At 62.0% G+C, this 20,321-nt stretch carries 22 protein-coding genes; 12 read left to right on the top strand and 10 right to left on the bottom strand.

Annotation, left to right across the window (positions count from 1 at the left end):
* Positions 1-3: 3 nt before the first annotated feature.
* The gene (gene ctaD, locus ABWI03_RS15675) at positions 4-1,794 is read right to left on the bottom strand and encodes an aa3-type cytochrome oxidase subunit I (protein WP_020907234.1); all 1,791 of its coding nucleotides are present in this window, start codon (positions 1,792-1,794) and stop codon (positions 4-6) included.
* Positions 1,795-2,144: 350 nt separating this feature from the next.
* Between ctaD and ABWI03_RS15670 the strand changes: the two genes are divergently transcribed.
* From ABWI03_RS15670 to ABWI03_RS15660, 3 genes are all read left to right on the top strand, one after another.
* Complete coding sequence (locus tag ABWI03_RS15670; RefSeq protein ID WP_214886212.1) at positions 2,145-3,140, top strand: ABC transporter substrate-binding protein; 996 nt, start codon at positions 2,145-2,147, stop codon at positions 3,138-3,140.
* A gap of 157 nt (positions 3,141-3,297) precedes the next feature.
* Positions 3,298-4,302 (top strand): iron-siderophore ABC transporter substrate-binding protein, encoded by a 1,005-nt coding sequence (locus tag ABWI03_RS15665; RefSeq protein WP_298780577.1) that lies wholly within the window; start codon positions 3,298-3,300, stop codon positions 4,300-4,302.
* A gap of 66 nt (positions 4,303-4,368) precedes the next feature.
* Positions 4,369-4,842, top strand: coding sequence for an NUDIX hydrolase (locus tag ABWI03_RS15660; RefSeq protein ID WP_200315399.1), 474 nt, complete (start codon positions 4,369-4,371; stop codon positions 4,840-4,842).
* A gap of 81 nt (positions 4,843-4,923) precedes the next feature.
* Here the strand turns inward: ABWI03_RS15660 and nrdF are convergent, their stop codons facing one another.
* On the bottom strand, positions 4,924-5,889 hold the full coding sequence (gene nrdF, locus ABWI03_RS15655) for a class 1b ribonucleoside-diphosphate reductase subunit beta (protein WP_003944744.1): 966 nt from the start codon (positions 5,887-5,889) through the stop codon (positions 4,924-4,926).
* A 170-nt stretch (positions 5,890-6,059) separates the two neighbouring features.
* Between nrdF and ABWI03_RS15650 the strand changes: the two genes are divergently transcribed.
* Both ABWI03_RS15650 and ABWI03_RS15645 read left to right on the top strand, forming a co-directional pair.
* Positions 6,060-6,977, top strand: coding sequence for an SPFH domain-containing protein (locus ABWI03_RS15650; RefSeq protein ID WP_172436491.1), 918 nt, complete (start codon positions 6,060-6,062; stop codon positions 6,975-6,977).
* Positions 6,978-6,989: 12 nt separating this feature from the next.
* On the top strand, positions 6,990-7,202 hold the full coding sequence (locus ABWI03_RS15645; protein ID WP_003944723.1) for a type II toxin-antitoxin system antitoxin: 213 nt from the start codon (positions 6,990-6,992) through the stop codon (positions 7,200-7,202).
* A gap of 82 nt (positions 7,203-7,284) precedes the next feature.
* Here the strand turns inward: ABWI03_RS15645 and nrdE are convergent, their stop codons facing one another.
* From nrdE to nrdH, 3 genes are all read right to left on the bottom strand, one after another.
* Entirely contained in the window at positions 7,285-9,468 is a 2,184-nt protein-coding gene (nrdE, locus tag ABWI03_RS15640; protein WP_003944756.1) for a class 1b ribonucleoside-diphosphate reductase subunit alpha, read from the bottom strand.
* Positions 9,426-9,905 carry a class Ib ribonucleoside-diphosphate reductase assembly flavoprotein NrdI gene (nrdI, locus tag ABWI03_RS15635; RefSeq protein ID WP_003944767.1) on the bottom strand — a complete coding sequence of 160 codons (480 nt, stop codon included), beginning with the start codon at positions 9,903-9,905 and terminating at the stop codon, positions 9,426-9,428. The genes nrdE and nrdI overlap by 43 nt, the downstream gene beginning before the upstream one ends.
* A gap of 82 nt (positions 9,906-9,987) precedes the next feature.
* Positions 9,988-10,218, bottom strand: coding sequence for a glutaredoxin-like protein NrdH (gene nrdH / locus ABWI03_RS15630; RefSeq protein WP_003944717.1), 231 nt, complete (start codon positions 10,216-10,218; stop codon positions 9,988-9,990).
* A 291-nt stretch (positions 10,219-10,509) separates the two neighbouring features.
* On the opposite strand from nrdH, the gene ABWI03_RS15625 reads away from it, so the two are divergent.
* Complete coding sequence (locus tag ABWI03_RS15625; RefSeq protein WP_235171949.1) at positions 10,510-11,337, top strand: siderophore-interacting protein; 828 nt, start codon at positions 10,510-10,512, stop codon at positions 11,335-11,337.
* 72 nt (positions 11,338-11,409) lie between these two features.
* Here ABWI03_RS15625 and ABWI03_RS15620 read toward each other — a convergent pair whose 3' ends face one another.
* Positions 11,410-11,976 (bottom strand): NAD(P)H-dependent oxidoreductase, encoded by a 567-nt coding sequence (locus ABWI03_RS15620; RefSeq protein WP_019747884.1) that lies wholly within the window; start codon positions 11,974-11,976, stop codon positions 11,410-11,412.
* Between the two features lie 106 nt (positions 11,977-12,082).
* Here ABWI03_RS15620 and ABWI03_RS15615 point away from each other — a divergent pair, with 106 nt between their 5' ends.
* Complete coding sequence (locus tag ABWI03_RS15615; protein WP_019747883.1) at positions 12,083-12,682, top strand: TetR/AcrR family transcriptional regulator; 600 nt, start codon at positions 12,083-12,085, stop codon at positions 12,680-12,682.
* A gap of 35 nt (positions 12,683-12,717) precedes the next feature.
* Positions 12,718-13,497, top strand: coding sequence for an META domain-containing protein (locus ABWI03_RS15610; RefSeq protein ID WP_020907230.1), 780 nt, complete (start codon positions 12,718-12,720; stop codon positions 13,495-13,497).
* Positions 13,498-13,515: 18 nt separating this feature from the next.
* On the opposite strand, the gene ABWI03_RS15605 is transcribed toward ABWI03_RS15610, so the two are convergent.
* Positions 13,516-14,070 carry a nucleosidase gene (locus tag ABWI03_RS15605; RefSeq protein ID WP_095969294.1) on the bottom strand — a complete coding sequence of 185 codons (555 nt, stop codon included), beginning with the start codon at positions 14,068-14,070 and terminating at the stop codon, positions 13,516-13,518.
* A 68-nt stretch (positions 14,071-14,138) separates the two neighbouring features.
* On the opposite strand from ABWI03_RS15605, the gene nadE reads away from it, so the two are divergent.
* Positions 14,139-14,963 (top strand): NAD(+) synthase, encoded by an 825-nt coding sequence (gene nadE, locus ABWI03_RS15600; RefSeq protein ID WP_166809712.1) that lies wholly within the window; start codon positions 14,139-14,141, stop codon positions 14,961-14,963.
* Positions 14,964-14,988: 25 nt separating this feature from the next.
* On the opposite strand, the gene ABWI03_RS15595 is transcribed toward nadE, so the two are convergent.
* The 3 genes from ABWI03_RS15595 to moaA form a co-directional block, all read right to left on the bottom strand.
* On the bottom strand, positions 14,989-15,744 hold the full coding sequence (locus tag ABWI03_RS15595) for a hypothetical protein (RefSeq protein WP_235171945.1): 756 nt from the start codon (positions 15,742-15,744) through the stop codon (positions 14,989-14,991).
* A 315-nt stretch (positions 15,745-16,059) separates the two neighbouring features.
* On the bottom strand, positions 16,060-16,317 hold the full coding sequence (locus tag ABWI03_RS15590; RefSeq protein ID WP_095969171.1) for a MoaD/ThiS family protein: 258 nt from the start codon (positions 16,315-16,317) through the stop codon (positions 16,060-16,062).
* A complete protein-coding gene (moaA, locus tag ABWI03_RS15585) occupies positions 16,310-17,368 on the bottom strand; it encodes a GTP 3',8-cyclase MoaA (RefSeq protein WP_235171944.1) in 1,059 nt (352 codons plus the stop codon). The genes ABWI03_RS15590 and moaA overlap by 8 nt, the downstream gene beginning before the upstream one ends.
* A gap of 111 nt (positions 17,369-17,479) precedes the next feature.
* On the opposite strand from moaA, the gene ABWI03_RS15580 reads away from it, so the two are divergent.
* The 3 genes from ABWI03_RS15580 to ABWI03_RS15570 are packed head-to-tail and all read left to right on the top strand — an operon-like array spanning position 17,480 to position 20,103.
* The gene (locus ABWI03_RS15580; protein WP_095969169.1) at positions 17,480-18,682 is read left to right on the top strand and encodes a molybdopterin molybdotransferase MoeA; all 1,203 of its coding nucleotides are present in this window, start codon (positions 17,480-17,482) and stop codon (positions 18,680-18,682) included.
* Positions 18,683-18,710: 28 nt separating this feature from the next.
* Positions 18,711-19,697 carry a bifunctional molybdenum cofactor biosynthesis protein MoaC/MoaB gene (gene moaCB / locus ABWI03_RS15575; protein WP_298780482.1) on the top strand — a complete coding sequence of 329 codons (987 nt, stop codon included), beginning with the start codon at positions 18,711-18,713 and terminating at the stop codon, positions 19,695-19,697.
* Complete coding sequence (locus tag ABWI03_RS15570; protein WP_003944730.1) at positions 19,690-20,103, top strand: molybdenum cofactor biosynthesis protein MoaE; 414 nt, start codon at positions 19,690-19,692, stop codon at positions 20,101-20,103. Before moaCB ends, ABWI03_RS15570 begins: the two co-directional genes overlap by 8 nt.
* Positions 20,104-20,321 lie beyond the last annotated feature (218 nt).

The following is a 20,321-nucleotide window of genomic DNA, read 5'->3' as shown; positions in this document are numbered from 1 at the left end:
CGCTCAGGAGCGGCTGTCGGTGCCGGGGTCGCCTTCGTCCCCGACTGTCAGCGGCTCGTGACGAGCATCTTCGAGTACGGTGCTGGCGTTCTTCCCGCCGTGACCGGGGCCGACGTGCGCTTCTGCGCGCATCCGCTCCACCATGTGCGGGTAGTGCAGCTCGAACGCCGGACGCTCGCTACGGATGCGCGGCAACTCGGTGAAGTTGTGACGCGGCGGCGGGCAGGTGGTCGCCCACTCCAGCGAGTTTCCGTAACCCCACGGATCGTCGACGGTGACCACTTCGCCGTAGCGGTAACTCTTGAAGACGTTCCAGATGAACGGCAGCGTCGAGGCACCGAGCACGAAGGCGAAAATGGTCGAGACCGAGTTGAGCACGGTGAACCCGTCCGAAGGCAGGTAGTCGGCGTACCGACGCGGCATACCTTCGGCACCGAGCCAGTGCTGAACGAGGAACGTGCCGTGGAAACCGACGAACGTGGTCCAGAAGTGCCACTTGCCGAGGCGCTCGTCCATCATGCGACCGGTCATCTTCGGGAACCAGAAGTAGATACCGGCGTACGTGGCGAACACGACCGTACCGAAGACCACGTAGTGGAAGTGGGCGACGACGAAGTAGCTGTCGGTGACGTGGAAGTCGAGCGGCGGGCTCGCGAGGATGACACCCGACAGACCACCGAAGAGGAAGGTGATCAGGAAGCCGATCGAGAACAGCATCGGCGATTCGAAGGTCAATTGCCCCTTCCACATCGTTCCGATCCAGTTGAAGATCTTCACGCCTGTCGGCACGGCGATCAGGAACGTCATGAACGAGAAGTACGGCAGGAGGACAGCGCCGGTTGCGTACATGTGGTGAGCCCACACAGCGATCGAGAGAGCGGCAATGGCCAACGTTGCGTACACCAGACCGCTGTAGCCGAAGATCGGCTTACGGCTGAAGACCGGGAAGATCTCCGAAACGATGCCGAAGAACGGCAGCGCGATGATGTACACCTCGGGATGACCGAAGAACCAGAACAGGTGCTGCCACAGGAGCACACCGCCCGTTGCCGGGTCGAAGATGTGTCCACCGAGATGGCGGTCGACGAACAGGCCCATGAATGCAGCGGTCAGCAGCGGGAACGCCAGCAGGATCAGGATGCTGGTGATGAAGATGTTCCAGGTGAAGATCGGCATGCGGAACATGGTCATACCGGGTGCGCGCAGGCAGATCACGGTGGTGACCATGTTGACGCCACCGAGGATGGTGCCGAGGCCGGCGACAGCCAGACCCAAGACCCACAGGTCGGCGCCGACGCCGGGGCTGTGCAGCGCGCTGGTCAGCGGCGTGTATGCCGTCCAACCGAAGTCCGCTGCGCCACCGGGCGTGACGAATCCGGCCGTCGTGATGATCGCGCCGAACAGGTACAGCCAGTAGCTGAACGCGTTCAGACGCGGGAACGCGACGTCGGGCGCACCGATCTGGAGCGGAAGAATGTAGTTCGCGAAACCGAAGACGATCGGGGTCGCGTACAGCAGCAGCATGATCGTGCCGTGCATGGTGAACAGCTGGTTGAACTGTTCGTTGGAAAGGAACTGCATACCGGGTACAGCAAGTTCGGCACGCATCATCAGTGCCATGAGGCCACCGATGAGGAAGAAGGCGATGGAAGTCGCCAAGTACATGATTCCGAGCACCTTGGGATCGGTGGTCGTGATCATCTTGAAAATGAATGAGCCCTTGGGTCCCTGCCGCGGCGGGTAAGGCCTGGCCGGCGCTATCGTGGGGACTGGCTGGGGCGCTACGGCAGTCACTGATCCTCCTGAATGTGCCTTTGGTCGCTCCGCAGACTCCGTCAAAGAGCCCTTGGTTGCGCCCGCAGGGTCCGTCGCCCGGGCTGCGGACAACGGCTTCTGGCTTGCGCTCATCGAATCGTAGACCGTGACTCCGAGGCACCGCGACCCGGTCCTACTCTGCGTCGTACTCGAGCATCCGTTTTTCACGGCACCGAACGAACGACCTGCGGTTTATGTTCCCTCGGGAGTCCGAAACCACTTCCGAATCGGCGTGTCGTACCCGTCGAAGAATTCGGCCGGTGTCCGTTTTCGGCCAACTCCTCCACTGATAAGGTCACCCTCGCCTAACTCATCTCAGGAGTCAATCAGTGAAATTCTTTCCCCGCCGGGCCGCGCTGGTAGCGGTCGCAGCCTCGATCGCCTTGGTCGTTCCAGCCTGCTCGAGTAACGACGAGCCCGCTGCAGCCACCACCTCGACCGAGTCGGGCGCATTCCCCCGTACCGTCGAGCACTTCCGTGGGAGCACCGAAATCCCGGCCGCACCCCAGCGGATCGTCGCGCTCGACAACAGCTTCACCGACGCCGTCCTCCTCCTCGAATCCCCGCTCGTCGGCTACGTCGACTACCGCGAGCCCGGTCTGCCCGACTACCTCGGATCGTCCAGGGACGAATTCGCCGCGGACGCCGTCTCGGTCGGCACTGTCAGCAGCGCGAGCCTCGAGAAGATCGCCGCACTGCAACCGGACCTCATCATCTCCGCCGAGGTCCGCGACGGGAAGAACTACGACCAACTGTCCGCGATCGCGCCCACTGTCTTCACCCAGACGACCGGTCCGACGTGGAAGGACAACATCCGCCTGGTCGGTGAAGCGTTGGGCAAGGAATCGCTGGCCGAGGCGAAAATCACCGAATACGAAACTCGAGCGACTGCAGTCGGCAAGGAAATCAACGAGAAGGCGAACAACCCGGTCATCTCGGTGGTCCGATTCGCCGGTGAACCGACGGCTCGCCTCTACCGCACCACTTCGTTCAGCGGCATCGTCCTTCAGGACGCCGGATTGAAGCGCCCGGACAACCAGGGGCCCGACCCCGCCGATGCCGGCAACATCATGATGAAGATCAGCCCCGAGCTGATCAACGAAGCCGACGCGGACGTCATCTTCATCAGCACCTGGCAGGACGCCGAGGGCAAGAGCGCCGAAGCTGCGAAGCCGTTCCTCGAGAGCCCGCTGTGGCAGACCCTTCGAGGACGCAAGGTCGACGTGGACGATTCACGGTGGATGTCGCCGGTCAGCATCCAGGGCGCCCACATGATCCTCGACGACCTCTCGGACACGTTCGAGGTGGACAAGCAGAACAGCTGAGTCGAACGGCTAACCTGAACGGCGCCCGCTCACACAGGAAGCCGTCGACTTGTCTGTTCTCTCACGCACGTCCGTTCTCTCGCGCACGTCTGTTCTCTCACGCACGATCGCCCGCACGTCCGTTCGTCGTGTCTCGATCCTGGGGATCGCCGCCACGATGCTCGTCCTCGGCGGTTGCTCGTCCGACTCGTCGGACGATCCCGCGAGCACCATCGTCCGGACCACTACGTCGATCGCCGGTGCCGGCGTGATGGGCATCGAACGCGACACCGCCACCGCGTGCCCGACGTCGACGCAGGCCGACCCGGGTGCCGGCCCTGAGGTGAAGCGTCGAGTCGTACACACTGCGGGCGAAACCGAGGTTCCTTCCGACCCCCAACGGATCGTGGTCCTCGACAGCGTCTCGATGGACGCCGTGTGCGCCCTCGGTCTGTGGGAGCGGGTAGTCGGCGCCGCAACCGGCGTCGACTCGCCTCAACCGTCGTACCTCGGTTTCGGTATCTCGGAGATTCCGAGCGTCGGCCCCGTGAGCGCACCCGACGTCAACGCCGTGAAGGCCGCCGCGCCGGACTTGATCCTCGGGTCCAGTCCGGCGTCCGACGGTTTGTACGGGCAACTCGACGCCATCGCCCCAACCGTGTTCGCCGGCTCGGATCCCGTGTACTGGAAAGCGCAGTTCGCCCTCGCCGGCCAGGCACTTGGCCGTTCGTCCGCAGCTGCGACGGAGCTCGACCGCTACCAGCAGGACGTCGTGCAGCTCGGCGACGCATTGAATGCATCGCAGACGCAGGCATCAGTGGTTCGGTTCGGTTCGAAGGACCTGCAGATCGAGGGACCCGCATCCTTCGCCGGACAGATCCTCAGCGACGTCGGCGTCCGGCGCCCACCGGCGCAGCGATTGACCGATGCGACCACAGCACCGATTTCGGCCGACGATCTCAGCGCCGCCGAAGGTGACTTGATCTACGTACTCTTCGACGGGCCGAACGGTCGGACCTACGGCACCGAGATCATGAAGAGCGACCAGTGGCAGGACCTCGCCGCTGCCACCGACCGGCGTGTGTTCGTAGCGGAAGACGACATCTGGAACGGAAACGGGATGACTGCCGCCCGGGCCGTACTGGCGGACTTGAAGGGAACCTTGAACGGATATGCGAGCTGACCGGAACGAACGACTACTCCCACCTTCGAGGCGGCTCGCCACAACTGTGATGTTCGGGTTCTGATCATGCCGATCCCCGAATTCATTGTCGCACTGCGCGAGAAGGTCGGTCATGCGCCGCTCTGGCTGTCCGGAGTAAGCGTCGTGATCCGCGACGACAACGGCCGGGTCTTGCTCACCCGCCGCGCCGACAACGGTCAGTGGGCCGTTGTGTCCGGCGTTCTCGAGCCTGGCGAGGAGCCGTCGTCGGCGGCGGTGCGCGAGGCGAAGGAAGAAACCGGCGTCGACGCCGAATTGATTCGGATCACGAGTGTCGATGTCACAGAGCCCATTACGTACCCCAACGGTGATGTGACCCAGTATCTCGACGTGTGCTTCCTGGCCAGGTGGACCGGCGGAGATGCACACGTGGCGGACGACGAAAACCTCGAGGTCGCGTGGTTCGCGCCGAGCGAACTGCCGTCGGACATGACGGAAACCTCGCGTCTGCGCCTCGCAAAAGCGTTGCTGGACAAGCCGGAAGCGTGGTTTCAGCGCTAGTCCACTCCCCCGTACATGACGGAAGCCCGATTCCTGCGTGTGCAGGAGTCGGGCTTCGGCATGTAAAGGCGGGTCGTCGCTCTAGAAATCCCAGTCGTCGTCTTCGGTGTTGACGGCCTTGCCGATGACGTAGGAGCTACCCGAGCCGGAGAAGAAGTCGTGATTCTCGTCCGCATTCGGCGAAAGTGCCGACAGGATAGCCGGATTGACGTCCGTCTCGTCCTTCGGGAAGAGGCCTTCGTAACCGAGGTTGTTGAGCGCCTTGTTGGCGTTGTAGCGCAGGAACTTCTTGACATCCTCGGTCAGGCCGACGCCGTCGTAGAGGTCCTGGGTGTAGTCGACCTCGTTCTCGTAGAGCTCGAAGAGCAACTCGAACGTGTAGTTCTTGAGCTCTTCACGCTCGGCCTCGGTGAGCTGTTCGAGGCCCTTCTGGTACTTGTAGCCGATGTAGTAACCGTGCACGGCCTCGTCGCGGATGATCAGGCGGATGAGGTCTGCGGTGTTGGTGAGCTTGGCGCGTGATGACCAGTACATCGGCAGGTAAAAGCCGGAGTAGAAGAGGAAGCTCTCGAGGAGCGTCGAGGCGACCTTGCGCTTGAGCGGCGACTCGCCGTTGTAGTAGTCGAGAACGATCTGCGCCTTGCGCTGCAGGTTCGGGTTCTCCTCCGACCAGCGGAACGCGTCGTCGATGTCGGGGGTGGAGCACAGCGTCGAGAAGATCGAGCTGTAGCTCTTGGCGTGCACCGATTCCATGAAGGCGATGTTGGTGTAGACCGCTTCTTCGTGGGGGGTGATCGCGTCCGGGATGAGGCTGACGGCGCCGACGGTTCCCTGAATGGTGTCGAGCAACGTCAGGCCCGTGAAGACGCGCATGGTGAGCTGCTGCTCCTGCGCGGTCAGCGTTCCCCAGGACGGGATGTCGTTGGAGACCGGCACCTTTTCGGGCAGCCAGAAGTTGCTGACGAGGCGATCCCACACCTCGGCGTCCTTCTCGTCCTGGACGCGATTCCAGTTGATGGCGGAAACGCGACTGACCAGCTTGACCATAATTCCTACCTAGCGAGAGAGATACTGCCGAATGTTGGCTTGCCTGAACACTACCCGTTGTGTCGGGTCCGCGATGCCAACACAACAACATGTGTCGCACGCGCCCCTCCACGAGTACAAAAAATGTGATATCAATTAAATATCACTTACCGATGGAAAGCGAGTCTCGCATGACCAGCACACCCACCGTGGCCGAGAAACCGACCGGTGTCGCCACCACAACGATCGCCGAACGCCCAGGCTGGGACCTGTCCGGCAGCTGGATGCTCCTCGGCGGCGTACTTCTCTTCCTGGCCGGAATCGCACTGTCCGTCGTTGGCGGAGTTCTGGGACTCTTCGCCCTGATTCCGGTCGGAGTGGTGCTGTTCATCGCGTCACTCCCCTTGCTGATGGGCCTGACCTTGGTGCAACCGAATCAAGCCCGAGTTCTTCAACTCCTGGGAAGCTCGTACAGCGGCACCCTGCGCACGCCGGGACTGCGGTGGACAAATCCGCTGACTGTCCGTCGATCGATCTCGACGCGTATCCGAAACCACGAGACCGGTCAGGCGAAGGTGAACGACGCCGACGGCAATCCCATCGAGATCTCGGCGGTGGTCGTCTGGCAGGTGGCCGACACAGCGCTCGCCTCGTTCCAGGTGGACGACTACGAGGAGTTCGTCTCGGTGCAGACCGAGGCGGCCGTCCGCCATATCGCCGGCAGCTATCCGTACGACGCCGAAGGCCGAGTCTCGTTGCGCGAGAACGCCGATATCATCACCACCACCTTGTCGGAGGAGGTTCACGCCCGCGTGCGTGCGGCGGGTGTCGAAGTGATCGAGACACGCATCAACCGGCTCTCGTATGCACCCGAGATCGCCAGCGCAATGCTTCGGCGCCAGCAGGCGGGCGCTGTCATCGCCGCCCGTCAGCAGATCGTCGAAGGTGCGGTGTCCATGGTCGACATGGCACTCAAGCAGCTCGAGGAAAAGCACGTCGTCGAACTCGACGAGGAACGCAAGGCGACGATGATCAGTAACCTTCTGGTCGTGCTGTGCGGCGACCGCGACGCACAACCGGTGCTGAACACCGGTTCGCTCTACCAGTAAAGGAAAGGCCACATGGCCACGGATCCAGCTCCTCGATCCGAGCGTAAGAAGATCCTTCTTCGGTTGGACCCAGCGGTGCACGACGCGCTTGCCCGCTGGGCCGCCGACGATCTCCGAAGTACCAACGCCCAGATCGAGTTTCTCCTTCGGCGCGCACTCACCGAGCACGGTCGAATGCCGAAGAACGCCGGCAAGATGCACGGTCCAGGCCGTCCGCCGGCTTGACGAGCAAGCCTGAAAAGCAAGCTGCCCCCGTGAGCCTTTCGGTAGCAGTCACTACCGAAAAGGTCCACGGGGGCGAAGCCATTTACAGCATGCAGGAAACGCAGCCCTCGACCTCGGTGCCTTCGAGTGCCATCTGACGCAGACGGATGTAGTACAGCGTCTTGATTCCCTTGCGCCACGCGTAGATCTGCGCCTTGTTGATGTCGCGCGTGGTGGCGGTGTCCTTGAAGAACAGTGTCAGCGACAGGCCCTGGTCGACGTGTTGCGTTGCGGCAGCATAGGTGTCGACGATCTTCTCGTACCCGATTTCGTAGGCATCCTGGTAGTACTCCAGGTTGTCGTTGGTCAGGTAGGGCGCCGGGTAGTAGACGCGACCGATCTTGCCTTCCTTGCGGATCTCGATCTTCGACGCCACCGGGTGGATGGAGCTGGTGGAGTAGTTGATGTACGAGATCGAGCCGGTCGGCGGGACGGCCTGAAGGTTCTGGTTGTAGATACCGTGCTTCTGAACCGAAGCCTTCAGCTCACGCCAGTCGTCCTGGGTGGGGATGTGCAGCTTCGCATCGGCGAAGAGTCCGCGAACCTTGTCGGTTGCCGGCTCCCAGGCCTGGTCGGTGTACTTGTCGAAGAATTCGCCCGAGGCGTACTTCGACTCCGGGAAACCCTTGAAGTACGAGCCGCGCTCGATGGCGATCTTGTTCGACGCACGCAGTGCGTGGAACAGCACGGTGTAGAAGTAGATGTTCGTGAAGTCGATGCCTTCTTCACTGCCGTAGAAGATCCGCTCACGAGCGAGGTATCCGTGCAGGTTCATCTGACCGAGGCCGATGGCGTGGGAGTCGTTGTTGCCCTGCTCGATCGACGGCACCGAGTAGATGTGCGTCTGGTCGGACACCGCTGTCAATCCGCGGATCGACACTTCGATGGTCTTGGCGAAGTCGGGCGAGTCCATGGTCTTCGCAATGTTCAGCGAACCCAGGTTGCAGGAGATGTCCTTGCCGACCTTCGAGTAGGACAGGTCGTCGTTGAACAGTGAAGGCGTCGAAACCTGCAGGATCTCCGAGCACAGGTTCGAGTGCGTGATCTTGCCTTCGATCGGGTTTGCCCGGTTCACCGTGTCCTCGAACATGATGTAGGGGTAGCCCGATTCGAACTGCAATTCGGCGACGGTCTGGAAGAACTCGCGAGCCTTGATCTTGGACTTGCGAATTCGCTTGTCGTCGACCATCTCGTAGTACTTCTCGGAGACGTTGATGTCGGAGAACGGAACTCCGTAGATGCGCTCGACGTCGTACGGCGAGAACAGGTACATGTCCTCGTTCTTCTTCGCCAGTTCGAAAGTGATGTCCGGGATCACGACGCCGAGAGAGAGCGTCTTGATGCGGATCTTCTCGTCGGCGTTCTCACGCTTGGTGTCGAGGAAGCGGTAGATGTCGGGGTGGTGCGCATGCAGGTACACAGCACCGGCGCCCTGACGCGCACCCAACTGGTTGGCGTAGGAGAACGAGTCCTCGAGAAGCTTCATGATCGGGATGACACCCGAGCTCTGGTTCTCGATCTTCTTGATCGGCGCGCCGTGCTCACGAACGTTGGTGAGCAGCAAGGCAACACCGCCACCGCGCTTGGACAGCTGCAGTGCCGAGTTGATGGAGCGACCGATGGACTCCATGTTGTCTTCGATACGAAGCAGGAAGCAGGACACGGGCTCGCCGCGCTGCTTCTTGCCCGAGTTCAGGAACGTCGGGGTGGCGGGCTGGAAGCGTCCGGCGATGATCTCGTCGACGAGTTCGACGGCCAGGTCTTCGTTGCCTGCAGCCAGGGTGAGCGCAACCATGCAGACACGATCTTCGAAACGCTCGAGGTAGCGCTTACCGTCGAAGGTCTTGAGCGTGTAGGAGGTGTAGTACTTGAACGCACCCAGGAACGTCGGGAAGCGGAACTTCTTGGCGTACGCGTGATCGATCAGGAACTTCACGAAAGTACGTGAGTACTGATCGAGAACCTCTGGCTCGTAGTAGTTTTCCTCGACGAGGTAGTCCAGCTTCTCGTCCAGATTGTGGAAGAACACGGTGTTCTGGTTGACGTGCTGCAAGAAGTACTGACGGGCTGCAGCGACATCCATCTCGAACTGGATCTCGCCGTTGGCGCCGTACAGGTTGAGCATGGCATTGAGTGCGTGGTAGTCGAGACCGTTGGTGGAATCGCCGCCGCGTGCATCACGCTCTACGCTTCCTGCCGCGATCGTGTCAGTGATGGTTGGCGCCACTGCCCGTGCTCCTTCTCTGTTTCGAGATGATTCCAGAACTCCCCCAAGCCTTCTCGTACTCGGTCGACATCTTCGGCAGTGCCCATGAGTTCGAACCGGTACAGAAAAGGAACGTGGCATTTCTGGGAAATGATGTTTCCTGCATAGCAAAAGGACTCACCGAAATTGGTGTTTCCCGCCGCGATCACTGCTCTGATCAACGACCTGTTGTGTGGATTGTTCAAAAAACGAATGACCGGCTTCGGCACATAACTGGTGTCGCGCCCTGTCACGGTGACCCCGCCACCATAGGTGGGCAGAATCAGCACATAGGGCTCGTCTACGCGAAATGAGCCGTCACGGTCATGGATGGGTATACGTGTCGCAGGCAGGCCGAGACGTTGAACGAATCGGTGGGTGTTCTCCGACACGCTGGAAAAATAGACCAGCGAAGTCATCGGTTGTCACCATTTTCTTGTACGGTGCCCGGAACTACTCAGATGTGTCGGCGGAGGTCTCCACCGCCGACACTGCGGCGCTTCAAGCAGCGACGGTCAGGGTCTTGATGCGATCGGGACGGAAGCCCGACCAGTGATCTTCACCGGCAACCACGATGGGTGCCTGGAGGTACCCGAGAGCCATGACGTAGTCGCGGGCTTCGGCATCCTCGGTGATGTCGATGACGTTGTATTCGAGACCGGCCTTGTCGAGGGCGCGGTAGGTGGCATTGCACTGAACGCAAGCGGGCTTGGTGTAGACGGTGATGCTCATGAGAGTCCCTCTTTCGCTTAGCCAACAAAGGCCGATGTAGTGATGTTCAGCACCGATTCGACCGATTGCCGGAGTCTCGCTCGAGGCGTTCCGCGTTGTGGTCTCTCAGTGCTCAAGACACTACACCTAGTGGCCGACAGAAACACATAACGCGAGATGTTGTGAGTCACATCGTTGAAATTCCCAGGTCGCCCCTGTTCAGCGCACACAACTTCCGGCGCGTCGGCGTGTCGCGCGTCACATTTCGGTCGCGGGCTCGACAGCATCTGAAAACCACTTCTCGGACCTACCATGAGCGTCGTGGAAACACCTCCGAAGGACGAAGCTCCGCGCCACCAGGCAACCGTGACGAGAACGCAGCAGGTGACACCACTGATGCGCAGAATCACCTTCGGCGGCGCGGGCCTGAGCGACTTCGAGACGAGCGGGAGCCCCGACGAACGGGTGCTCGTCAGATTCCCCCTCGATCCCCCTCACGCCCGTAGTTACACGGTCCGACGCTGGCAGCCGTCGAAGAACGAACTGGAGATCGACTTCGTTCTCCACGGCCACGGCGGAGCGGCACTCTGGGCCGAGAATGCGCAACCGGGCGCGACCGTCCATCTCTCGACTGCGAGCGGGTGGTTCACGCCGCCGGCAGAGTGCGACTGGCTGCTACTCGTCGCCGATCACGCCGCCCTGCCCGCGATCGGGCGGATCTTGGAAGAAGCACCCGACGATCTACCGATCCACGTCATTGCACAAGTGCCCGCGCCGAGCGAACAGCAGACGTTCACGACGCGCGCCGACGCTCACTACCGATGGATCGACGAAGCAGACTCACTGCTCGCCGAATTGGCCGGCGTTCGCATGCCTCCCGGCGAGGGCTACATCTGGTGCGCAGTCGAGGCCGCGACCGCCAGACGCATCCGCGCCCATCTGCGTCGAACATGGGAAATCCCGGCAACCCGCATGCACGTGATGGGTTACTGGCGGGAGGACAAGGAGAACTGGGAGCGTCGGTACGCAGTCGTCGCCGACCGTATCGATGCCGCGATGGGCGAAGCGATGTTGGCCGGCAAGGATTTCGAGTCGGTTCGCGACGCCGTCGACGACGCGATGGAACGCGAAGGGCTCTAGCGGACGTATGACCCTCGCTCGCATACGAGTGAGGGTCACACCTTCCGGCATGGCCCTCACTCGAGAAACGGTTTACGCGTTGACGAGCTGCTTGCTGGCGTCGACGAGGTCGGAGACGACCTTGGAGACCTGAGCGAGCACCTCTGCGTTCTCACGCGGGTGCAGCTCACCGAACAGTGCGCCGGTTCCACCGATGCTCAGTGCGGTGTCCTCGACGACCTTGCCGCCGGCGATGCGGACTGCCTTGGTGGTGTCTTCGTGCGCCCACTTGGCGCCGTTGCCGCTGGGCGAAGCGCTGATGACTGCGACAGCCTTGTCCTTGACTGCACCGACACCGTACGGACGCGAGATCCAGTCGATGGCGTTCTTCAGAACTGCGGGGATGGTGCCGTTGTATTCGGGGGTGACGAGCAGGAACGCGTCAGCGTCGCTCGCAGCGGCGCGCAGTGCGTCGACAGCGGGAATGGAAGCACCCTCGACGTCGATGTCTTCGTTGTAGAAGGGGACGTCGGCGAGGCCTTCGAAGACCGTCAGCGTTGCACCCTCGGGTGCGGCGGACACAGCCGTCTCGGCAAGCTGGCGATTGACGGATCCGGCGCGCAGGCTGCCGACGAGAACGAGAACATTGGTCTGTGACATAACGAGATTCCTTCGAGAGTGGTGCGGTTGGTGGCTCCGGTTGAAAGTTATATCAACTAAACGGACCGCGGTCCACTTACATTCCTCGGCCCTGTAACCTGATCCCGTGAGCGCAATCCCCCTCCCCCAGATCGGCGCCGTACCCGTCGAGCGCGGTGACGCAGCACGTAACCGCGTACTTCTGCTCGACGCCGCAGCCCTCCTCGTCGCCGAGCGAGGTGTCGACGCGGTCACGATGGATGCCGTCGCGTGCCGAGCCGGTGTGGGCAAGGGCACAGTTTTTCGGCGCTTCGGCAATCGATCGGGACTGATGCAGGCACTGCTCGATCACACCGAGCGAGAACTGCAGCAGGCATTCATGTTCGGCCCCCCACCGTTGGGTCCTGGCGCGCCGCCGATCGAGCGCCTCATCGCGTTCGGACGAGCCCGGATCGCCATGGTGGAAGTACAGGGCGAAGTCCTCCGAGCGGCGGAAAACGCTCCTGAATACCGCTTCGGCGGTCCGGCACGAGCACTCGGCATCGCTCACGTCATCGGACTTCTTCGAGGAGCCGGCGTCGAGGGCGACCTCGATCTGCTCGCTTCGGCACTGTTGGCACCGCTCGAAGCGTCGCTTGTCCTTCATCAGGTGCGCGATCTCGGGATGACCACCGAGCGCCTGGCCGCCGGCTGGGAAGACCTTGCCCGGCGCGTTACTCGATGTTGACTCCCCAGATCCGTCCCACCACTTAATGTGAGCCCATGCGCATCGCAGCTGCCGTCATCGGCCTCCTGACCATCGCCGCGGTAAGCGGTTGCTCCGCTTCGTCCGACTCCCCCGAGGACAAGACGGACCCCTCCGGCCGCGTCTTCATCTCGACCTCCGTCGACGGAACACAAATTCCCGGCGGCGGCCCGCTGACTCTCGATTTCAGCCAAGCGGGTCGAGTGTCCGCGAGCGCCGGATGCAACACGGCAAACGGCTCGATCGAGTTCACCGACGGCAAGCTGACCACCGGCACCATGGCATCGACCATGATGGGCTGCCCTCCCGGCATCGCCGAATCCGACACCTGGACAACAACATTGCTGACCTCCGCGCCGACGTGGAGCCTCGACGGCGACACCCTCACCCTGACATCGGACGACGCCACAGTGACCCTGCAGGACAAGAAGATCGTCACGCCGGATCGACCGCTCCAGGGCACGACGTGGACCGTCACGTCACTCATCAGCCCCGACGCGATCAGTACGAGCCTGGCTCTGGAGACGTCAGCTCCTGAACTCACGATTGCCGCAGACGGTTCGGTCAGCGGGACCACCGGATGCAATCGCATGACCGGAAGCGCCCAGGTATCCGACACCACAGTCACGTTCACGCCGATGGCAACCACGCGTATGGCTTGCCCCGAGGAGAACATGGACATCGAGCGCCAGATCCTGGCAGTACTCGACGGTGAAGTGAGCTACACCGTCGACGCCGACACGCTGACCCTGCGCAAGCCCGACAACACCGGCTTGATACTGACTGCGCAGGCTTGATCGGACGCTGCAGGTTGATCAGACGTTGTTCACCAGCCAGCGTCCCAATTCGCGGGCGCTGGCATCGATCATCGCGGGCCAATCCAGGGCCGAGTCGTCCGCATGGTCGCTGACGTGTTTGACGAGCCGGCAGGTGGCACCCGCGGCCTGCGCGGCGAAGGCGATGGCAAAACCCTCCATGTCGACCAGATCGGCTCGCTGAGCGAGGGCGTCCCGGGTCGCAGCGTCGGCAATGAATGCGTCGCCGGTCGCCAGCACGGAGTCGTCTCCGTCGGCGAGCACCAAACGGTCCGCGACGTCGTGCCCCAGTGCTCGGATCGCGGTGCTGCTGATGTCGTGATTGATGACGACGCCGGGAACATAGAGGCCGCCGTGGTGCGCGTGCAGCGCACCGGCGGTCCCGATGTTGACGACCAGCGGCAGATCTTCCCGCTCGTACCGCGCCAGAGCAGAGGCGACTGCTGTTGCAGCACTGACCTTTCCAATACCTGTGATCAGCAGTTCGTATCCTTGCGGCACATAGGCCGCTTCCGACTTCGTCGCACTGACCACCAGAACGTTGTTCGCACTCATGTGCGCGACCGTACCGCCCACGTTGTGGTGGCACTGCGCGCGCCTGCTCACATCGCTAGAGTCCATTCATGGCCACACTGCGTGAAAGCATCATCGAAGAACTCGGCGCAAAGCCGACAATCGACGCCGCAGCGGAGGTTCGCGCGCGAGTCCAGTTCCTGAAGGACTACGTGCGCTCGACCCCCGCCAAAGGATTCGTTCTGGGAATCAGCGGCGGTCAGGACAGCACGCTCGCCGGCGCCCTCGCCCAACGTGCGGTCACCGAACTCCGCGAAGAAGGCCACGAGGCCGAGTTCGTCGCTGTTCGACTCCCCTACGGTGCTCAGGCCGACGAGTCCGATGCTCAGATCGCACTCGGATTCATCAAGCCGGACCGCTCACTCACGGTCAACGTCAAGCCAGGTGCCGACGCCACAGCCCGTGAGGCCTCCGAGGCGTTGGGGAACGGCGAACTACGCGACTTCGTCCGTGGCAACATCAAGGCGCGCGAACGAATGGTCATTCAATATGCGATTGCCGGTCAGCTCGGCTACTTGGTGATCGGTACCGACCACGCCGCAGAAGCGATTACCGGCTTCTTCACGAAATTCGGTGACGGCGGCGTCGACATCACGCCGCTCACCGGCCTGAGCAAACGTCAGGGCGCTGCGCTACTGCAGGAATTGGGCGCACCCGAGAGCACGTGGCGCAAGGTGCCGACCGCCGACCTCGAGGACGACCGGCCCGCACTGCCCGACGAAGTTGCCCTCGGCGTCACGTACTCCCAGATAGACGACTACCTCGAAGGAAAGGACGTTTCCTCCGAGGTAGCCGAAAAGCTCGAGAAGATGTTCACCAACACTCGTCACAAGCGCACGGTGCCGGTCACACCACTCGATGACTGGTGGAAGTAACTCCTACCAGTACTTTTACCAGCGACTAGCTACCGAACAGGCTGCCGAAGACGTCGCCCAGCGAACCTGTTCCCGAAGCCGGATCCTTCTTCGCGAAGTTGGTGGTGCATCCGTTGAACTGCACTGCATCGACCAGCGTCGACGTGGCGGCGGAACCGGTGCCCACACTGACGCCGTAGTGGTCGACCACCGCGTTCGGGTTCGCGGCGACGATGTCTGCCAACGGAACGGACACGCGATCCTTGGCACCGTCGATGTTCTGAGTGCTCCACCACACCCCCTTCTGGAGATCCGCGTGAACGCCGCCGTCAGCCGTCGGCGTCGCGTCGGGTCCCGGGACCCACACCAGGGTGGTGAATCCGTTCTCGAACCTTCCGCCGGTGGTTCCGGTGAGGCGGAGCTGGAACGCCGCAGTCGGCGTGGCGGCGCGCTCGGCAAAGCCGATCGCCTTGCCGACTGCGTCGGACAGCTTGATACCGCCTGCCGAATGGTAGGAAACCGAACGATCGCCGGTACCGTCGACGGCCAGCTTCAGTGAACCGTCCTTGTCGAGAACGTTGTCGGCCGTGTACGACGCGGTCTGGTCCTTCTCGTCGGTGAACGGGATGCCCCATCCGTTCGGCGTCGCTTCGGTGGACAGAGTCGAGCACGAGGCTTCCGGCGCAGCAGAGCCGAGTGAACCCGTGGACGGAAGCGCACCGGCCATCGCCGGAGCGGTGAGAGCGGCTGCTCCGAGCAGTGCTACGACGACGCCGATACGTCGGGTGGAATTAGTCGACATTGAAATACCTTTCACATATCCCGAGTGGAATTGCGCCAAAATTAACACATGCCGACAATTACCAACAGCGAAGGTATTTCAATTGTCATCCAAACAGATGACAATTCACCTCGGCAATCAAAAATGCATTCACTCCCCCAAAAGTAGGATAAATGAAACAAAACGATCACCACTGGACAATTGACCAAGAATGGAGAACGTGGAGATAGATACCACTCGAGCTGGAGCGATCAAGATATAAAAATACTGGACCGGATAACCGAAATAGGACAATACGTCGGCAACCCAGAAATAGCTACGCCGACAATGGTCGGCCTAGCCGCCAGCGAAAGGCGGAAGAATATCGACAGCGCTACCGGAGGCTCGAGACACGTCGCGGGTCAACTCGTCACCGACGAGGAAAGCCGAGACCGACAGCACTCGCGCCATCTCCGGTCCGTATCGCCCGACCAAGACCGCCACCAACTCGGCAAGTGTGTTGTCCGGCGAGATGGCGACTACCTCGCTACGGCAACCGGATACATCCGCTGCAGCAGCAAAGTAACGAACCGAGATCGAATGCGAATCAGCCACCAATCGCTCCCATACTTCTTTCCGGCGGAACGAAGTCCGCGGCGTCGATGCCGTGCCCTGCCCACTTGTTCCACATCGCACCGCGCCACAGATCCGCCAGTTGGTCGTCACTTGCTCCGGACCTGAGCGCGGCACGCAGATCGACTTCGCGGTCGCTGAACAGACATGACCGAATTGTTCCCTCGGCAGTCATTCGGGTCCGGTCGCATTCACTGCAGAACGAGCGGGTCACGGAAGCGATGATTCCAACCGTCATCGTGGTCCCGTCGACACGCCATTCTTCGGCAGGAGCCGACGGATCTTCGCGGCCGATAGCTTCCAATTCGAAACGGCTTCCCAATACGGACAACAATTCAGCCGCGGTCACCATGTTCTCGCGCGCCCATGCATGGTCTGCATCCAGAGGCATTTGTTCGATAAAGCGTAATTCGACGCCGGCTTCGAGGCACCACTGCAAAAGATCCGCCGCGCCGTGGAGCGTTTCACGCATCAGCACCGCATTGATCTTCAGTGGCGCGAGTCCGGCCGCAGCTGCCGCTCGAATTCCCGCGAGAACGGACGGCAACCTGTCTCGACGCGTCAATTCCGCAAAATGGGCGCGATCGACGGAATCCAGAGACACGTTGACGCGGGTCAGGCCCGCTGCAGCCAGCTTTGCGGCACGATGTTCGAGCCCAACGGCGTTGGTGGTCATGGCAAGTGGAATTCCTGGCACGCGCGCGGCGCACCCAGCGATGATCTTTTCGAGGTCACTACGCATCAGCGGTTCGCCGCCGGTGAACCTCACCTCGCGAATACCGACTCGTTCGACACCGATTCCGACTACTCGAACGATCTCGTCGGCACTCAGAAGGTCTTCCGCAGCGATGGCCGGCAAGCCTTCCTCCGGCATGCAATAGGTGCAACGAAGTGAACACTTCTCGGTGATCGAGACTCGCAGATCTCTGGCAACACGCCCGAACCTGTCGACCAGGAGATCCGTCTCGGGACGACCGGCGAGGGAGGCAGCGTCAAACCGCACGGTGGGAATTCCCATCGAGACCACTGTCATCACTTCACCAACTTCCGTATTGCTCCAGTATGACCGAAAGCCGTACTCCGTGTGTCGGACGGACCACACCGCCTAGGATCAAAACATGTCGAGGTTGTCGAGGTTACTGTCATGAGCGCGCGTTCGGTCGAGGAACACGCTGCGCACATCTCCGGATTGCTCACCGGCCTGCACACCCTCTCTCCGTCGGCGGTTCCGACGGCAGAAGCGTTGGGGCGCATAACTTGCTCGGATATCGCATCGCCGGTGGACCTGCCCCTCTTCCGCAACTCACAGATGGACGGATATGCGGTCGACGCCGCATCCGTTGCCTCGGTTCCCACGACACTGACGGTTCGAGGCGTGATCGCCGCCGGAAGCGGAAAACCACCGAAACACCTTCCAGGATCGGCATTTCGCATCATGACCGGTGCGCCGCTCCCCGAGGGTGCCGACGCCGTCGTTCCCGTCGAGGACACCACGGGCGTCACCGAACACGTGGTCACCATCGAACGGGGCAGGTCTGTAGGCGAATTCGTTCGCGAACGTGGCAGCGACATCACTGCCGGAATGCTACTGGTCACGGCCGGAACACACTTGGAACCTCGCCATATCGCCGCGCTGAGTGCTGTGGGCCTGGCCTCGCTCGACACGTACACGAAGCCACGGGTCGCGATAATCACGACGGGCGCCGAACTGAAAAGTGCCGGAACAACTCTCGAACCCGGCGAAATCTACGATTCCAACGGTCCAGCTTTGGCAACATTGGCCGAAGCCAACGGTGCCGATGTCGTATCCGTCGCCAGAAGCAGCGACGACCCGGCCGAGTTCCGCGAATTGCTCTCGTACGCAACCTCGGTCGCTGATCTGGTTTTCACCTCCGGCGGAGTGTCCATGGGCGACTTCGAGGTAGTGAAGGAAACTCTCACGCCTCTGGGAGCGCACTTCGGCCACGTCGCGATGCAGCCGGGCGGCCCGCAAGGCACTGCAGTGGTGAACGAAGTTCCGGTACTGAGCTTCCCCGGCAACCCGGTGAGCACGATGGTCTCCTTCGAGGTCTTCGCACGGGGCGAACTGCGCCGAGCCGCGGGCCTGCCCGAGATCCCGCGCGAACGACTGCCGTTGACAGCACCGTTGCGTTCGGTAGATGGCAAGCGGCAGTTCCTGCGGGCGCGCAGAACTGCGGACGGTATCGAACTCGTTGCCGGACCTGGCTCGCACCTCGTTGCAGCAATGGCGTGGGCCGACGTCCTGATCGACATCCCCGCTGCCGTGACCGAACTCGGCGCGGGCGATCTCGTCGACGTCGTCCCGCTCTCGACTTCCTCGATTTGATTCACTCGATCTGATTCAAAGGACACTCATGACCGAATTGACACACGTCGACAGCGAAGGCCGAGCGCGCATGGTCGACGTCAGCGCCAAGGCCGAGACGACGCGCATCGCCGTCGCTGCCGGTGAACTCGTCACGACCGCCGAGGTAGTTCGCCTCGTCCGCGCCGACGGCATGCCCAAGGCCGATGTCCTCACCACCGCGCGCATTGCCGGAATCGCCGGTGCAAAAAAGACGTCCGAGCTGATCCCGTTGTGTCATCAGCTCGCGCTTTCGTCGGTCAAGGTGGAATTCGGGTTCACCGAAACCTCGATCACCGTCGAAGCGACGGCAAAGACTCGCGGACAGACCGGCGTCGAGATGGAAGCACTCACCGCCGTCGCGGTAGCCGGCCTGACCTTGCACGACATGGTCAAAGCGGTCGATCCCGGAGCCACTATGAACGGTGTTCGCCTGCTCACCAAAGACGGTGGTAAACACGGACATTGGACCCGCGACACTCAGAACTCACAGACATCTCCGGCGCACGCCTTCACCTCGCCACGATCCGCAACCGTGCTGGTCGCTTCGACCGGTGGCGCGAACGGCACCAGACCCGACACCACCGGTCCGACGATCGCAGCCTGGCTACGCGAGCGGGACTTCGAGGTGCGTGGACCGCTTGTGTACGCCGACGCAGACATCGCGGCGGGCATCGCTGACGCCAAGGAGGGCTCCCCGTCGCTTGTCATCAGCACCGGCGGCACCGGTGCTTCCCCCACGGATGCAACCCCGGAAGCTACCCGGGCAGTCTTGACCCGTGAGTTGCCCGGGGTCGCAGAAGCGATCCGAACCAAGGGCCTCGAGAAGACCCCGCACGCGTCACTGGGCCGTGGTGTGGCAGGTCTCACAGGTACGACGGTCATCGTCAATCTTCCGGGTTCTCCCGGTGGAGTGAAGGACGGTCTCGCCGTCCTCGAACCCATCATCGATCACCTGCTCGCGCAGGTCGCAGGCGGAGGAGCACACGATGAGTGAGCTACTGGCTCGGATCTCCGAGCAACCGATTCACGCAGACACCGTCGACGCCGCCGTTGCCGGTCCGAAGAACGGCGCTGTTGTGGTGTTCACGGGAACGGTGCGCAATCACGATGGAGGTCAAGCAGTTTCAGCGTTGGAGTACCAGGCACACCCGGACGCGGAACGCTTTCTCGAGACGTGCTGCCAAGAGGTTGCAGCCTCGACCGGCCTGCCGGTTGCCGCGATCCATCGCGTCGGCCACCTAGAGATCGGTGACCTCGCACTGGTCGCCGCCGTCGCCGCCCCGCATCGAGCGGAGGCGTTCGCCGCGTGCGCCGAACTGGTGGAGCGCATCAAGCACGAGGTACCGATCTGGAAGCGGCAACACTTCGCGAACGGCGTCTCCGAATGGGTCGGGTTGTAGGTCGAACGCTCCGAGAAGGTAGAGTTACGATCACTAGGTGCCTGAAATCGGGCATCCAGCGTCGTAGAACGCAAATTTTCTTGCTGAGTGCTCAATGCACCCGCTCTTCTTACGGCGAAGAAGCCTGCCGACCGGCAGCGCCGCCACCACTGTGCTTGATTGTTCGACCGGTTAATTCCCGTGTCGGCATCCGGGCACGAACACGTGCCCGAAAGGCT

Source organism: Rhodococcus baikonurensis (genome assembly GCF_040489275.1).
GTDB classification, from domain to species: Bacteria; Actinomycetota; Actinomycetes; order Mycobacteriales; family Mycobacteriaceae; genus Rhodococcus_F; species Rhodococcus_F baikonurensis.
Note: the sequence above shows the minus strand (reverse complement) of the source record. Positions and strands in the feature narration are given on the sequence as shown.